Source organism: Patiriisocius marinistellae (assembly GCF_009014635.1).
Classification (GTDB): Bacteria; Bacteroidota; Bacteroidia; order Flavobacteriales; family Flavobacteriaceae; genus Patiriisocius; species Patiriisocius marinistellae.
Genome location: NZ_BKCF01000004.1, coordinates 183,985 through 199,063 on the forward strand (window position 1 = coordinate 183,985; position 15,079 = coordinate 199,063).

Sequence of the window (15,079 nt, forward strand, 5' to 3'; positions counted from 1 at the left end):
ATTATGGATTAATCGCCATCTGCATCCACATAATTAACATTGATGCTTAATGCCTGTAACATATCTACTTTTATTAAAATAACGTTACGTTGCAACTCATCAAATGTTGTGGTCATTTGAGGGTTATCTTGAGTAATCTGTTCAACAAAGTTATTTGAAAGAGTTTCTATTTGATTACTTGCAGTTGCAAATTGATTATTAATTAATGTGCTTAAATCACTTCCATTTTTAACAACATTTAAAGCATCTAAATATGCTTTTAAACTTGGTCCTGTTGTTGTTCCATTACCGTTAAAAAAATTACGTGTGGCTTGTAATGCTTCTTCTAATAAGAGTTTTGAAATATCACTTTTATATAGCGCCTCTACGTTTTCTGGTAATGGATTTGAAGAAAAAACACCTGCTGGAATTCCTATTTTTCCAGCTCTTAATCCTTTTTCATAATAAAATATGTAAGCATTTACAGTTTGATCAACAGCACCTGATGCTGAAGAACTTGTATTTGAAACATATGTATCTCTAAAACTAGTGTTCCAATCTGTTAACACTTGACTTGTAAGATTTTTAATAGTTTGAGAAAGTGATTTCAAATATGTTTTATACCCATCTGCATTTGAATTTGTTGTGTAATGCACTATTATTTCCTCATCAGTCCCAAGACCATTTAACATGTAATCGATAGCTGGAAAACCTTGTGCGTCAATTGTAGAAGGTAGCTCAAAATTCCAAATTCCTTCTGTAATAAAACCTTGAATTTCTTGTGTATTTGTTGGATAAACATTTAATCTGTTTCTATAGTTTAAAGTTTCGGCTTTGCCAATTTCAAACATTGAAACTTTTTGAAAAGACTTATAAGCCTCAATCCATCTTTGTCTTAATAAAGTCAATTCATTAATTGAAGGTGATATATTAAATTGAGTAACGGCTTCATCAAATAATGATGTCTGTACTTCAAAGCTAGTGTAAGCAGGGATTATAATATTATCTGCCCAGTGTACTAACATCGCCCCTCTATCAAAATTATCATTAGTAGTTGTATCTGGCTCTGTGCTGTCATCAGTACCGCAAGATACACCTACAAAGAGCGCTGCTAAAAGATAAAATTTCCAAAACTTCATAACTCTTATTTTTTTTGCAAAATTAATAAAAAGCAACTGTTTGAAATTCAAAACAGTTGCTTTAACACATAAAACTAACTTTTTAATTCGTACTTGCAGCTTGTGCTACAGTAAAGCTATATTTTGCTGCAATAGCCTGAGAAATAGCATCTATTGTTTCTGTAGTAAGAGTCCAGAAACCGTTATTATCTTGGTCCACTAATTGACCTAAAAGATTATCCACGTCTGCTCTACTAAAAAGAGATTCATTACTTTGAGTATCTCTAGTAAAACGAAGGCTATAAACAAACCCATAAGCTTCAGAAAGCGCATGGAATGCACCTGTACGGTTACCATCTGCTATTTTATTTTTCCCTTGTTGTAAATAGAAAATACCTCGTATTGCGATAACTTCAGAAATTTTTTGGCGAATAATAGCAGCTTGCGCATCACGTACTTCGTAATTTTTTGCAACGATTGCAGCACGTCCTAGTTTAAAAGCATCAAAAATTTGTGCTGCAATAGTATTAAAATCTGGATCATCATTTACACGCCCCGTGTATTCATTTAAAAAACTATCATCATCACCAATTGTCAAGTTAGGATTAGCGGCATTAACAGATGTTCCATATATGTAACCATATGCTTCATCCCACTTATGTTCCATAGTAGTATAAGGACTATCACCGTCTGTAATACCATTATCGTTATTTTCCCTATTGTTTGCTTCATCAAGCACAGCAGTTCCTAGATAGTTGTTTAACATCTGGTCTGCCATAAGCGCACCTATAAGACTTTTTGCGAAAGCTTGATTAAATTCTAATCCATTACTGTTTACGTAACGTGTTCTATCTCCATCTGCTATTTGACCAGCAACACCTGGTTCTGCTAGTGTGTTTTGATTTGGAAATACCTCATTTACTTGTCCAGCAATGTAGCCATCAAATGTATTTTTTATCAATGTTGCTTCTGTACTATTAGCATTAAAAAAATCTTGCGAAGCTGCTACTTTACTTCTTACACTTTTATCTGAAGCATTTAGATCTGCATCGCTAAAATCATTTGCTCCTTCTACATGTGCAAACATTGATGATATTGAAGCCTCTGTAGCTGTGTCAAAATTTGTGAAAGCTGACACTGTTTCTTGCGCCATTAATATACGTGTAGTTTGCCCTGAGAAAGAAACTGTAGATTGATTATCTCTAGTAAATGTATAATTAGCTGGCGCTTCTACATTATTTTCTTCTAAAACTGCAGCATCATCATCTGACTGGCAAGAAATAAAAGTGGTTGCTGCAATTATTGAAAGGAATGCTAATTTTTTCATTTAGTATTTATTTAGACTGAATATAAATAGTTAATTATTTTCAGGTGCAAAAATAAATACAGATTATGGTTTAAGCAAGTTTATTTAGATTAAATCTAGATTAAATTTCTTCGGAAATATTAAACAACTAAAACACAATTTGTTATAACTAAAAAACCACCTTTATTATTAAAAAAAAAGTGGCTTTTCGAATTTTTAAGATGTTATTTAGACATCTCAGTCATCTCTTTTTGATATTTTAATCGCTGTAATTGTGCCCAGTCTAAAATGGCTTTGGTATCATCATCGCTTAAATCACCGTGTAACCAGGTGTAACTATCTAATGGCATTTCGCCATCTTCTACAAACTCAATAAGCTCATCAAGTTTGTGGTCTTTCTTTTTTGCTGAGTATGATTCCCAAGCCGAAACATTAAAATGCTTCTTTCCATCTCTTACATGGTCGTCTAACCAAAATGACGCCGGAGCAACCTCAGAATACCAAGGATATATTGTTTGGTCACTATGACAATCGTAACAATTTGTTTTAAAAACAGCAGCAAGTGCTGGTGACACTTGTGCTTCTTGCTCAAAATGGGCTACTGTCTCATAGCCGCTTTCATTTTTTTCAGGTCTATAGAATTGAATTAAAACCAAGGCTACTAAAGCAAAAATTAAAAAATATTTTACAAATTTCATAGTTTCAAAATTTAAAAAACAAAAATAGGTATTAATAAGAATAGCACTAATATATACAGTTTAAAAATTATTAAAACTTTTTAAAGTGTTTTCATATACTCAATAATAGCCTTTCTTATATCACTAGCAGGTTCAGTTGCCTTTGGAATGTAAACACTCTTTACGCCAGGATTTTTTTCGGTTAAAAATGGAATATCAAATCCTTTTAATAAAAAATCACTTAATGCAACAGTATAAATTTTAGTATTCTCAATAGGTTTTGATAGCGCTAACCAGTCACCGTTTTCAGATTTAGACAAATTATAACGTTGCAGATATGCGCCAGTTCCTGCTCTACTCTCTCCGTAACTTAATATTTCTTTTAATAAAGCTCCCGTCATTTCAACGCGCTGTACATTTCCGCCGAAAGGTAAAACTCTAAAAATATCAATGCTCGTAACATCTCCCTCCAGTTTATCATCTAATCTAAAAGAACCTCCATTAACAAAAGCCAATTCTGTTGGAGCATCAAACCCTTTTGCCATTGCTTCTGTAAAAAATGCCCCTAAATTAGACTGGGTACTTCTCCCTGTTTTATCTGTAGCATCAAGGGGTACTTTTGTAGTATAAATTATTTCGTCAGGATTGTCGATTACTTGTTTGATTTCGGTATTTAAAATGTTTTCCCATTTATCAACAATGGCTTTAACTCTTGGTAAAGAAGGGACTTTATCATTGATATCTACCAACTGAGAAGTTCTTGTTATTTGCTCCGTTTTTTTATTATAAGTAAGTGTGTGTACATAAATAGTTTTTGCATTTGCATCTGCTTTTGCGACAAAAGTATTTCCTGCTGGCACCATCATATTAACATGTTCATGTCCACCCATTATTAAATCTGTTTCAAGTAAATCTTCGGCAACCAGAATATCTTCCTCTATGGCAAGGTGTGTTAAACCTATAATAATATCACTTTTTGATTGCTGTAAAGAGGTATAGGCACTGCGAGCTTCTAATGAATAATCTGCGTAATACACATAATCCACAGGATTTGAGTCCACAGTAACACTATAAAAACCTAGACGTAAAGGATACTCCTCTCCTATCTCTATGTCGTAAAAAATAGTTTCAGGTATTCTAATGGAATCTCCATTTTTTACACGGTAAAAACTTTTAATATTATCACCTTTTTTCTGAAATACGTTTGCTGAAACCCATTCAAAATCTGATTCATTTAAGCGTTCTTGTAATTCAGACTCTTTTAAATCAAACTCATGATTACCGAAGGTAGCTAAATCAAATTCCATCGCATTCATCACTTCAATCATCTGCTTTCCTTTGACTCTCTTACCGTCAACTTTTAAAGTTCCCAATAACGATGGATTTAAAAAATCACCCGCCATTACTAAGTATGAATTTGGAAATTGCTTTTTTATCGAGTCACTAATATGAGCCACACGTGCCATCCCACCATATTGTCCACCACTCAAGGGCGCAATTTCATAAACGTCATTGACCTGGATTAACTTTATTGTAGTAATGTCATCATTCTTTACTTCAGGAATTTTAGCAGTTTTACAACCTTGAACTGTTGTTACTAACAAAAAAATTAAAAAAAGTATATGGAGAAAAGAGCTTTTATTCTTAAAATTAAAAAATGGAATATCTAAAAAGGGCTTTTTCATTCTATAAATTTGAAATTATATGAATCAATATTATTAAATTAAAATTTCCGAAGTAAAAAATGTTTAAATTTTAAATCATCACCGAGGAAAATTTAATTAATGATACATATTAAAAATTTTGCTAGCCTCATTATGTGCACTCTCAAAACTCATTGTTTTAATGTCGTTGGGTGCTTTTACGGTATTGAAATAGCTAAGCATTTTTTCGGTAGGCATGTTTCCTGTCAAATCATCTTTTGCCATTGGGCAACCTCCAAAACCTTGAATGGCACCATCAAATCTACGGCATCCAGCTTTATAGGCAGCATTTACTTTTTCATGCCACGCGGTTGGTGTTGTGTGTAAATGCGCACCAAATTCTATCGTAGGATATTTTTCAATCAAATTTGAAAAGAGATAATCAATAATTTCAGGAGTTGAGGAGCCCACTGTATCGCTTAGCGATAAAATTTTGACTCCCATACTCGCTAATTTTTCTGCCCATTCACCCACTATATCAACATTCCAAGGATCACCATAAGGATTTCCAAAACCCATTGACAAATAAGTTACTACCTCCTTATTATTAGCATCAGCAATATTCAAAATTTCTTGCAGCGTCTCAATAGACCTTGCTATAGTTCTATGCGTATTACGCATTTGAAAGTTTTCTGAAATTGAAAATGGATACCCTAAGTATTGAATTTCTTTATGCACAGAGGCCTCTTGGGCACCACGTACATTTGCCACTATTGCTAACAACTTACTTTTAGTTGCAGATAAATCAAGTTGAGACAATACCTGGGCTGTATCTACCATTTGCGGGATAGCCTTAGGTGAGACAAAACTTCCGAAGTCTATTGTATCAAAGCCACAGCGTAATAATGACTGGATATACTGAACTTTTTTTTCAGTAGGTATCCAATCCTTAATTCCCTGCATGGCGTCACGAGGACATTCTATAATTTTTACTTTTTGCATTAGTGTAAAGATAATTAGATATGAGCAAAAGTGTGACCTTCTAAGTTAAAAGTAAGTTACAAACGTTGTAATTATAAAAGTATAAATACGCCAATGCCTATAAAAACGACAATTTGCAACCATTTTAATATCACTCCTATCTTTTTATTTTTTTTTAAATATTTAGATATTCCTCCTGCGAGCAAAGCAATTAAACTAAAAATAATAAAGCTTATTGCCATAAAAGTTATTCCTAAAATAAATATTTGGGACACAGTCTCACCTTCTGGATTCCAAATGAAAGCTGGAAAAAAAGCAAGAAAAAAAATCATTACTTTAGGATTAAGAAGGTTCATAATAAAACCTTGCTTAAATAAAGAACCGTGAGATTTTTTAGGCGCATTTGATTCCATATTAATTGAAGCATCACTCTTAAAAACTTTGAAAGCTAAAAAGAACAAGTAAATAGCTCCAAAAACTTTAATTCCATAAAATAAAATCTCTGAAGTTGTAATTACTGCCGAAATTCCAAATGCTAGTAAACTTGTGTGAACAATACAACCGCTTATCAACCCAGCCGTAGTCGCAATACCGCTTTTTAATCCATTGACTAATGACTGTGTAAGCACATAAATGTTATCTGGTCCAGGTGATATAGCCAATGCTATGGTTGCAAGTGAGAATGAAAGGAGTGATTCGAGCATTTGTGAAATTGAATTTCTTAAGTACTTCTATTCAACAATGCATCATTTATATCCTTTATTAACTTAGGACCTTCGTAGATAAATCCTGTATATACTTGCACTAAATCTGCTCCAGCATCTAACTTTTCTAAAGCATCTTTTGCGCTGTGAATTCCACCTACTCCTATAATAGGAAACGCTTTATTACTTTTATCGGCTAGATATTTTATAACTCGTGTACTTTTATTTTTGATAGGTTGCCCGCTCAATCCTCCGTTGCCTATTTCTTGTAATTTTTCATCTGAAATTTTAAGCCCCGTTCTATCAATAGATGTATTACTCGCTATCACTCCGTCAAGTTTAGTTTCTAGAACTAAACCTACGATTTCATCAAGTTGCATATCGTTTAAATCTGGAGCAATTTTTAAGAGAATGGGTTTTTGCTTATCAAAAGTTTTGTTTGCTTTCTGTACAGCGCCAATTAGTTCTTCTAAATAATCTTTATCATTCAATTTTGCATGACTTCCCACATTAGGGCAACTTACATTAAGTACAAAATAATCAACATAGGGATGCAATGCATTGAAGCATGTAAAATAATCTGCTGTGTAATTTTCTGGTAATGTTTGGGTGTTTTTCCCAATATTTCCCCCTATGATTAATTTGCCTTTATTTTTCTTTAGCTGAAATATAGCGGCATCAAGCCCTTCGTTATTGAAACCCATTCGGTTAATAATACCTTTGTCATCTTGCAACCGAAATAATCGTTTTTTGGGATTCCCCTCTTGTCCTTTAGGGGTAATTGTTCCTATTTCGATAAAACCAAATCCAAAATTCGCAAGTTCATTATAAAGCACTGCATTTTTATCAAAACCTGCAGCTAGGCCCACGGGATTAGAAAATGTAAGGCCAAAAAGTTTTCTTTCTAATCTAGGATTATTAATTTGATATAAATTTCTGAAAAGTCCCCCTAACCCTATTTTATTTGCAAGCTTGATCATACTAAATGTCGCGTAATGCACTTTTTCTGGGTCAAATTTAAAAAGTAACGGACGGACAAGTGTTTTATACATAAGCTTAAAATCTTAGTGCAAAAATACAAATAAAAATTTTCTGAAATTAATTAGTCAACGTTACAAAAAAAGTACTAATTATCTTTATTTTGTAACTTGATGTTTAATTAAAAGATCCCTGCATGCGCGGGCACAATATGATAGAAAAAGACAAACTTATTAAGAGATTTATTAGTTACGTAACTGTTGATACAGAGAGTGACCCTGAAAGCAACACGACACCAAGTAGTGCTAAACAATGGGATTTAGCAAAAGCACTTGTAGAAGAGTTGAAGGAGATTGGACTAGAGGATGTCACTATTGACGAGAACGCATATATTATGGCAACACTCCCTAGTAATGTGGATCACGAGGTACCCGTTATTGGCTTTGTTTCGCACTTTGACACTACTCCAGACTTTACTGGAAAAGACGTAAAACCACAAATTGTGGAGAACTACGACGGAAAAGATATTATTCTTAATAAAGAACAAAATATTGTCTTATCCCCTGATTATTTTGAAGATCTACTATTATATAAAGGGCAAACCATAATTACAACAGATGGAACTACATTATTGGGTGCAGATGATAAAGCTGGTATTGCCGAAATAATTTCGGCAATGGAGTATCTAATAAAACACCCCGAGGTTAAACATGGTAAAATTAGAGTTGGCTTTACGCCAGATGAAGAAATTGGTCGTGGCGCACATAAATTTGATGTAAAAAAATTTGGCGCTGAGTGGGCATACACAATGGATGGAAGCCAAGTAGGTGAACTTGAATATGAAAACTTTAACGCTGCAGGTGCAGTTGTAACTATTAAAGGTAAGATTGTTCATCCAGGCTATGCAAAAGGCAAAATGGTAAATAGCATGTACATTGCTACAGATTATATTAACTCACTTCCTCGATTAGAAACACCAGAACATACAAGCGATAGAGAAGGTTTTTTCCACCTGTATAGTGTAAATGGAGAAGTAGATAGCACAAAATTACAGTATATCATTCGTGACCACGACAAAGAACATTTTGATGCACGCAAAGAAATGGTTCAAAAACTTGCTGACGAACTAAACCAGCAGTTTGAAAAAGAAGTTATTACTGTTGAGATTAATGATCAGTACTTTAATATGCGCGAAAAGATTGAACCCGTAATGCATATTGTTGATATTGCTGAAGAAGCAATGAAAAAAGCCGGAATCACACCACTAATTAAACCCATACGAGGAGGGACTGACGGTTCACAATTAAGCTTTATGGGACTTCCCTGCCCCAATATATTTGCGGGTGGTCACAATTTTCATGGAAGATTTGAATATGTACCTGTTGAATCAATGCAAAAAGCGATCGAGGTAATTGTGAATATTGCACAGTTGGTTGCTAAAGAAAAGCAACATTAAAGTCAGGAGTTTATACATTCAGAAAATTGAGAAATAATGAATTATAAAATAATCAAAGAGGAAACGGTATTTGATGATTTTTTCAAAATAAAAAAAGCTAAAATTGAACATGATTTATTTAACTCAAATGTTATTGAAGTAGATAGACTTAGTTTTGAAAGAGGAGATTCTGTCGCTATATTAATTTATGAGAAAGATACAGACTCATTATTATTCACAAATCAATTTAGATACCCTACTATCAAAGAAAACAATGGTTGGATAATTGAACTTACCGCAGGTACTTTAGAGACTGATGAAGAACCTGAGAAAAGAGTAAAAAAAGAAGTCGAAGAGGAAATAGGCTATCAGGTTAAAGAACTGGAATTCATAAATTCTTTTTTTGTTTCGCCAGGAGGGTCATCAGAAAGAATTTTTCTTTACTACTCTGAGGTCAACGCAGCAGATAAAGTTTTTAAAGGCGGAGGTATGAAGTATGAAAAGGAGGATATTCAGTTAATCAAAATTAAAACTAAAGAGGTAATCGAAGCATTAAATAATAACCTATTTAGAGATGCAAAAACTTTAATTGGAGTACAATGGTTTTTAGCTAATAAAAAAAATGAATATAAATTTGAAAATTTTTAAAACACTTAATAATCAAACGACGCATTAATAATCTCTGCCACATTTTCGCGTAAGCTAAAATCACTTTATTAAAATATACGTATAAAAAAAAACCTTCAGTTCTTACTGAAGGTTTTTTTTAAAATGCTAATCAATTATTTTTTGATAAGCTTATTTTCTTTAATTGGTTTGTTTAAAGCTAAACTCATTTCCATAGAAAGAGCTGAACGTTCAAACTTCATTTTACCAGCACCAGATTCTATTATACAGGTACCATCGTCATTAAGACTCATTATTTTACCATGCAATCCACTTTTAGTAACAACCTTATCACCTGTTTTAATTTCTTGAATATACTTTTTTTCTTTCTTTTGCTTCTGCATTGAAGGTCTTATCAAGAAAAAATACATTACTCCGAAAAGTAAAATTAGGGGAAGGAACTGTTCCATAAAGCTTGGGGAATCTTTGTTAAAAATTTATTTTGTCGCTGGTACTGCTGCTGCACCTTCTTTAGCTTGTACAAAAGCTTTGATCAACAAAGTCTCTTTTCCACCTTCAGTGTTGGCAGTAATTGTTACTGTCTTACTTACTTGGTTTTTACCACTACCGTTAAATTTAACTAATAACTCACCTGTCTCACCTGGAGCAACTGGCTTGTCTGTAAATGTAGGCACTGTACAACCACAACTACTTTTAGCATCAACAATTACTAAATTGCTGCTTCCTGTATTTTTAAATTTAAATATATGCTCAACTGCAGTTCCTTGTGCAATTTCTCCGAAATCATATTGCTTCTCATCAAAAGTCATTACTGGATATTCACCAGCTTTAGCATCACGATCTGCAGCTGCTGCTACGTTAGTCTCACTTACTTTGTCTGCTGCATTATCTTTGCAAGATGTAAATGCTAATAGTGCCATTACAGCTACCATTAAAATTGAATTTTTCATAGGAATTAAATTATGGTTAAAATTTTTGTTTTTCGAGGTGCTAAAATACTTAAAAATTTGCTTTTAGCGTAACCCACGACCAATTTTATGAATTTTTTGGGAAGCTTCAAATTCCTTTACAAGCTTGTCTAAAATTCCATTTATGAAGATGCTACTTTTAGGAGTTGAATATTCTTTTGCAATTTCTAAATACTCATTGATAGTTGCTCTCACAGGAATTGATGGAAAATATAAAAATTCTGAAATTCCTAATTTTAAAATTATCATATCCATTTCGGCAATACGTTCCTTGTCCCAATTTGGGGTTTTTCCTTCTACTGCCTCACTCAACACGTCGTCTTTTAGTATCACTTTACGGAATAAATCTAAGGCATATTGACGGTCATCATCATCTTTATAAAGACTTGGCATTAATATACTTCGTGCATTTTTCTCTGAAATTTTACCTAGCATTTTTGCAATAGCAGTATTGACAATTGGAAAATCATCAACCCACGTCAAACGTTTGTCTTCAATATAATCGTAATATTTTTCGTTTGGGGCTATTACTTTCTTAAACAATTTAGATACAAATTCTTGATCTTGTTTATAACTAACCTCTTTGAGTGAAATGTATTCCTTATAAAATTCTCGTTTACGTAAATCCTTTAATAAGATGGAGACATACTCATCATCCTGTTTCCAGTAGTTAAGTTTTTTGTTTTCTATGTAAGTCTGGAGGTCCTCATTACCCGTAATTAATGCAATCACTTCATTATTAATAAAGTTTTTACTGTAATTTTTTTCTTCTGAAGTTGCGAGGTGTTTTTTTTGCGATTTTATAAGAAAAGTAGCTTCTGCATCACGCATTTCAACTAGCAATTGTAGTGACAATGCATACAAATCCAGCATTTGGTCGATGCTGTAAAACATAAATTTTTCTTGTTTGTCCAGATCTGGATTTTCACTTTGGTTAAAAGCATATATACTTTGCATTACTTTTACCCTTATGTGTCTTCTTGTTAACATAGTTTGAAAGAACTTTTTTAATAAAAAACCGCACTAATCTATAGTGCGGTGTAAAGATATTGTTTTTTAAAAAATGTTTATGCTTTTTTTGTTTTTCTTGCATCAATTCTTGATTGTGCAATAGCTAATGCAGCAGCATGGGTGGTAACATTATTTTTCTCAGCATTTGTTAAAATCTCTAAAGTAGTGTTATAGATATTTTCAGTTTTACGAATAATCTCTTGTCTTCCGTAGTTTTCTAACTCTGCATATACATTAATAATACCTCCAGCGTTAATTAAAAAATCTGGTGCATAAACAATACCTCTCTTCCTTAATAACATACCATGTTTATTTTCTTCGGCTAGTTGATTGTTTGCAGCTCCTGCGATTACTTTAGCTTTTAATTGTGGGATTGATATATCGTTCACGGTTGCCCCCATAGCACAAGGTGCATAAATGTCCATCTCTTCTGCATGAAGATTGCTACCTCCATAAATTTCAACACTATATTTATCTCTAACTTCCTCCAAACGAGCTTGGTTAATGTCAGAAATCATCACCTTAGCACCTTCATTACTTAAATGCTCAACAAGTGCCTCACCTACATTACCTATTCCCTCCACATAGATTACTCTATTTTCAAGATCATCACTACCAAATTTGTATTTAGCAGCAGCTTTCATTCCCATAAAAACTCCATATGCAGTAATTGGAGATGGATTTCCAGCTCCTCCTTTATCTTCACTTATTCCAGTAACGTAAGGTGTAACTGTTCTAACAAGATCCATATCTGCCGTGGTCATTCCTACATCTTCTGCAGTAATATATCTTCCACTTAATGAATGTACAAATTCACCAAATTTCAACATTAACTCTGGTGTTTTTTGTGTTTTAGCATCACCTATAATAACGGCTTTCCCACCACCAAGGTTTAGTCCAGTAATTGCAGACTTAAAGCTCATTCCACGAGATAAACGCAGTACATCGTTTAAAGCTTCCCATTCACTATTATATTGATACATTCTTGTTCCTCCAAGGGCAGGACCTAATGTAGTATCATGTATACCTATAATTGCTTTTAAACCAGTCTCTTTATCGTTACAAAAAACGATTTGTTCATGGTTATCAAATGAAAGTTGCCCAAAAACTGGAGCTACTTTCTGTAAATCTTTTGTTGATAAAACTTCAGCTGTCATATTTTTCTCTTTTTTCAAATCCTTAAAAAGGACGTACAAAAGTAGTAGAATACTGCATATTCCACAAAAGTAATAACATTAAAACAAGAATTTGTTAATAAGTTGAGTCTCAATTTTTTAAAACCAAACATTATAATAATCCATTTAAAAAATTAAATAATATCATCTTTAGAGATGTAACAACTTTGATAATTAGGAGATGATTCAGTTACATTTCAGAATTAAAAACAATGTATCTTTGTGCTTCTATGAAAGAGCTAAAATTCCTCAACAAATATTTACATAAATATCGTGGACGCTTACTACTCGGTCTTATAATCACAGTAGTTGCGGCAGTATTTAAATTAGTTGTCCCTATGAAAATTGGAGACTCGGTAAATATCATTGAGCAAAAAATTAATGGTGAGATCACTGACATGGCATTAGTGTCATCCGGAATAATGAAAAATATTTTATTGCTTTTTGGAGCTACAATCCTCGCCGCACTTTTCACATTTGTAATGCGACAAACTATTATTATCGTATCTAGAAAAGTAGAATTTGACCTCAAAAATGAAATTTACGCACACTATCAAAAACTCTCATTAGGTTTCTACAAACAAAACAGAACTGGAGATTTAATGAACCGCATTAGTGAAGATGTAGGAAAAGTAAGAATGTACGTAGGGCCAGCAATAATGTATAGCACAACGACAATAACCTTATTTATCGTTGTAATTTCATACATGTTTTACAAAGCACCCGTGCTTGCAACTTTTGCCGTTCTACCCTTACCTATTCTTTCAATTATGGTATATAGACTGAGCATTGCCATCCACAAACGAAGTACCGTCGTGCAACAATACCTCTCAAAACTCACCACATTTACACAGGAAAGTTTTAGTGGAATAGGCGTTATCAAAGCATACGGTATTGAACCAAGAACAAATGCAGAGTTTGTTGAACTCTCAGACGGCAGCAAACAAAAAAACATAGACCTAGTTAAAGTTAATGCGCTCTTCTTTCCTCTTATGATGCTGCTTATTGGTGTTAGTAATATTCTTGTTATATATATAGGAGGCACACGTTATATCAATGGAGAGATTCCAGACTTAGGCACCATAGTAGAATTTCTATTCTATGTCAATATGCTCACATGGCCCGTAGCAATTGTAGGATGGGTGACCTCAATGGTGCAACAAGCAGAAGCATCGCAAAAACGTATCAATGAATTCCTTCAAACAGAACCAGCTATTCAAAATAGAGTCTCTTCGGAAATATTAATCAAAGGAAAAATTGAGTTCAAAAACTTATCCTTTACCTACGATGACACAAATATTACAGCACTTAAAAATGTATCGTTTGAAGTTAATCCAGGAGAAACGTTAGCAATTGTAGGAAATACAGGATCTGGAAAATCAACCATCCTTGAATTAATAGGAAGATTATACGACATTGAAAACGGTAACCTTTTTATAGACAATACAGAAATTAAAGATGTACACCTTAAAAGCCTTAGGAGCGCCATTGGCTACGTGCCACAAGATGCCTTTTTGTTTTCAGAGAGTATTGAGGATAATATTAAATTTGGTAAAGAAGATGCTACAGACCAGCAGGTCATTGATGCTGCAACATTAGCTTCTGTTCACAATAATATAATAGGTTTTACTAATGGGTACAACACCATTTTAGGAGAGCGGGGAATTACATTAAGTGGTGGACAAAAACAACGTGTATCTATCGCAAGGGCATTAATTAAAAATCCAAAAATTTTATTATTTGATGATTGTCTTTCGGCTGTAGATACTGAGACTGAAGAAGAAATACTTAATAATCTTCATAAAATTTCAGAAGAAAAAACTACAATAATTGTAAGTCATCGCGTATCATCTACAATCAACGCAGACAAAATAATTGTACTTGAAGAAGGAAAAATCATACAACGAGGAACTCACAACCAACTAGTAAACACAGAAGGGTATTACAAAGAATTATATATAAAACAACTCACCGAAAAAGAAATGTAATTATAGTTGTCGTATTTAGTTTTTTTTTAGATTTTTGAGGAAAATCAATAACAATATCTATTATTATGGGCGATAATTACGCAATGGAGCAAGAAGAAATATTTAGTAAAGTAATGCGCGCGGGACGACGTACTTATTTTTTTGATGTAAGAGCCACTAAGGCAGGAGATTACTATTTAACAATTACTGAGAGTAAAAAGTTCACCAACGATGATGGGTCTTTTCACTACAAAAAGCATAAAATTTACTTGTACAAAGAGGATTTCCACGAGTTTAAAGATAGCTTAGAAGAAATGATTAACTACGTACTTAAAGAAAAGGGGGAAGAAGTTATTAGTGAGCGTCACCAAAAAGATTACAAGCGTGAAGAAAACCCAGCACCTGGGGCACCTGACTCTGCTGCATCTGCTGGAGCAACACTTGATGAACCGTCAACATCAAACTTTACAGATATTGATTTTGATGATATATAAAGTTAAAATGTAAAAC

General features: G+C 33.3%; 15 protein-coding genes. 4 read left to right on the plus strand and 11 right to left on the minus strand.

The features are described from left to right. Window positions 1-8: 8 nt before the first annotated feature. The 7 genes from GB234_RS11190 to GB234_RS11220 all read right to left on the minus strand — a co-directional run bounded on the left by GB234_RS11190 (window position 9) and on the right by GB234_RS11220 (window position 7,460). Window positions 9-1,118 carry an imelysin family protein gene (locus GB234_RS11190; RefSeq protein WP_151894654.1) on the minus strand — a complete coding sequence of 370 codons (1,110 nt, stop codon included), beginning with the start codon at window positions 1,116-1,118 and terminating at the stop codon, window positions 9-11. A gap of 82 nt (window positions 1,119-1,200) precedes the next feature. Further along, window positions 1,201-2,424, minus strand: a complete 1,224-nt coding sequence (locus tag GB234_RS11195; protein WP_151894655.1) for a DUF4856 domain-containing protein — start codon at window positions 2,422-2,424, stop codon at window positions 1,201-1,203. Window positions 2,425-2,627: 203 nt separating this feature from the next. Next, window positions 2,628-3,101 carry a heme-binding domain-containing protein gene (locus GB234_RS11200; protein ID WP_151894656.1) on the minus strand — a complete coding sequence of 158 codons (474 nt, stop codon included), beginning with the start codon at window positions 3,099-3,101 and terminating at the stop codon, window positions 2,628-2,630. Between the two features lie 80 nt (window positions 3,102-3,181). Further along, the gene (locus tag GB234_RS11205) at window positions 3,182-4,765 is read right to left on the minus strand and encodes a bifunctional metallophosphatase/5'-nucleotidase (protein ID WP_151894657.1); all 1,584 of its coding nucleotides are present in this window, start codon (window positions 4,763-4,765) and stop codon (window positions 3,182-3,184) included. 96 nt (window positions 4,766-4,861) lie between these two features. Continuing rightward, entirely contained in the window at window positions 4,862-5,725 is an 864-nt protein-coding gene (locus tag GB234_RS11210) for a hydroxymethylglutaryl-CoA lyase (RefSeq protein WP_151894658.1), read from the minus strand. Between the two features lie 71 nt (window positions 5,726-5,796). Beyond that, window positions 5,797-6,408 carry a LysE family translocator gene (locus tag GB234_RS11215; protein WP_151894659.1) on the minus strand — a complete coding sequence of 204 codons (612 nt, stop codon included), beginning with the start codon at window positions 6,406-6,408 and terminating at the stop codon, window positions 5,797-5,799. Between the two features lie 17 nt (window positions 6,409-6,425). After that, window positions 6,426-7,460, minus strand: a complete 1,035-nt coding sequence (locus GB234_RS11220) for a quinone-dependent dihydroorotate dehydrogenase (protein ID WP_151894660.1) — start codon at window positions 7,458-7,460, stop codon at window positions 6,426-6,428. A gap of 137 nt (window positions 7,461-7,597) precedes the next feature. Between GB234_RS11220 and pepT the strand changes: the two genes are divergently transcribed. Both pepT and GB234_RS11230 read left to right on the plus strand, forming a co-directional pair. After that, a complete protein-coding gene (pepT, locus tag GB234_RS11225; RefSeq protein WP_151894792.1) occupies window positions 7,598-8,842 on the plus strand; it encodes a peptidase T in 1,245 nt (414 codons plus the stop codon). Between the two features lie 36 nt (window positions 8,843-8,878). Continuing rightward, complete coding sequence (locus GB234_RS11230) at window positions 8,879-9,469, plus strand: NUDIX domain-containing protein (RefSeq protein ID WP_151894661.1); 591 nt, start codon at window positions 8,879-8,881, stop codon at window positions 9,467-9,469. Window positions 9,470-9,603: 134 nt separating this feature from the next. Here the strand turns inward: GB234_RS11230 and yajC are convergent, their stop codons facing one another. From yajC to GB234_RS11250, 4 genes are all read right to left on the minus strand, one after another. After that, window positions 9,604-9,897, minus strand: coding sequence for a preprotein translocase subunit YajC (yajC, locus tag GB234_RS11235; RefSeq protein ID WP_151894662.1), 294 nt, complete (start codon window positions 9,895-9,897; stop codon window positions 9,604-9,606). A gap of 27 nt (window positions 9,898-9,924) precedes the next feature. Continuing rightward, window positions 9,925-10,398 (minus strand): DUF1573 domain-containing protein, encoded by a 474-nt coding sequence (locus GB234_RS11240; protein ID WP_151894663.1) that lies wholly within the window; start codon window positions 10,396-10,398, stop codon window positions 9,925-9,927. A gap of 63 nt (window positions 10,399-10,461) precedes the next feature. Continuing rightward, window positions 10,462-11,406: a transcription antitermination factor NusB gene (nusB, locus tag GB234_RS11245; RefSeq protein ID WP_151894664.1), complete on the minus strand. Its 945-nt coding sequence runs from the start codon at window positions 11,404-11,406 to the stop codon at window positions 10,462-10,464. Between the two features lie 77 nt (window positions 11,407-11,483). Further along, window positions 11,484-12,584, minus strand: coding sequence for a Glu/Leu/Phe/Val family dehydrogenase (locus GB234_RS11250; RefSeq protein WP_151894665.1), 1,101 nt, complete (start codon window positions 12,582-12,584; stop codon window positions 11,484-11,486). A gap of 248 nt (window positions 12,585-12,832) precedes the next feature. Between GB234_RS11250 and GB234_RS11255 the strand changes: the two genes are divergently transcribed. Next, entirely contained in the window at window positions 12,833-14,590 is a 1,758-nt protein-coding gene (locus GB234_RS11255) for an ABC transporter ATP-binding protein (RefSeq protein ID WP_151894666.1), read from the plus strand. 65 nt (window positions 14,591-14,655) lie between these two features. Beyond that, on the plus strand, window positions 14,656-15,063 hold the full coding sequence (locus GB234_RS11260) for a PUR family DNA/RNA-binding protein (protein ID WP_151894667.1): 408 nt from the start codon (window positions 14,656-14,658) through the stop codon (window positions 15,061-15,063). Window positions 15,064-15,079 lie beyond the last annotated feature (16 nt).

What these genes read in the sequence shown, in the direction of transcription:
- GB234_RS11190 (WP_151894654.1), bottom strand. Translation starts at nt 1,118, where the DNA reads ATGAAGTTTTGGAAATTTTATCTTTTAGCAGCGCTCTTTGTAGGTGTA.
- GB234_RS11195 (WP_151894655.1), bottom strand. Translation starts at nt 2,424, where the DNA reads ATGAAAAAATTAGCATTCCTTTCAATAATTGCAGCAACCACTTTTATT.
- GB234_RS11200 (WP_151894656.1), bottom strand. Translation starts at nt 3,101, where the DNA reads ATGAAATTTGTAAAATATTTTTTAATTTTTGCTTTAGTAGCCTTGGTT.
- GB234_RS11205 (WP_151894657.1), bottom strand. Translation starts at nt 4,765, where the DNA reads ATGAAAAAGCCCTTTTTAGATATTCCATTTTTTAATTTTAAGAATAAA.
- GB234_RS11210 (WP_151894658.1), bottom strand. Translation starts at nt 5,725, where the DNA reads ATGCAAAAAGTAAAAATTATAGAATGTCCTCGTGACGCCATGCAGGGA.
- GB234_RS11215 (WP_151894659.1), bottom strand. Translation starts at nt 6,408, where the DNA reads ATGCTCGAATCACTCCTTTCATTCTCACTTGCAACCATAGCATTGGCT.
- GB234_RS11220 (WP_151894660.1), bottom strand. Translation starts at nt 7,460, where the DNA reads ATGTATAAAACACTTGTCCGTCCGTTACTTTTTAAATTTGACCCAGAA.
- pepT (WP_151894792.1), top strand. Translation starts at nt 7,598, where the DNA reads ATGATAGAAAAAGACAAACTTATTAAGAGATTTATTAGTTACGTAACT.
- GB234_RS11230 (WP_151894661.1), top strand. Translation starts at nt 8,879, where the DNA reads ATGAATTATAAAATAATCAAAGAGGAAACGGTATTTGATGATTTTTTC.
- yajC (WP_151894662.1), bottom strand. Translation starts at nt 9,897, where the DNA reads ATGGAACAGTTCCTTCCCCTAATTTTACTTTTCGGAGTAATGTATTTT.
- GB234_RS11240 (WP_151894663.1), bottom strand. Translation starts at nt 10,398, where the DNA reads ATGAAAAATTCAATTTTAATGGTAGCTGTAATGGCACTATTAGCATTT.
- nusB (WP_151894664.1), bottom strand. Translation starts at nt 11,406, where the DNA reads ATGTTAACAAGAAGACACATAAGGGTAAAAGTAATGCAAAGTATATAT.
- GB234_RS11250 (WP_151894665.1), bottom strand. Translation starts at nt 12,584, where the DNA reads ATGACAGCTGAAGTTTTATCAACAAAAGATTTACAGAAAGTAGCTCCA.
- GB234_RS11255 (WP_151894666.1), top strand. Translation starts at nt 12,833, where the DNA reads ATGAAAGAGCTAAAATTCCTCAACAAATATTTACATAAATATCGTGGA.
- GB234_RS11260 (WP_151894667.1), top strand. Translation starts at nt 14,656, where the DNA reads ATGGGCGATAATTACGCAATGGAGCAAGAAGAAATATTTAGTAAAGTA.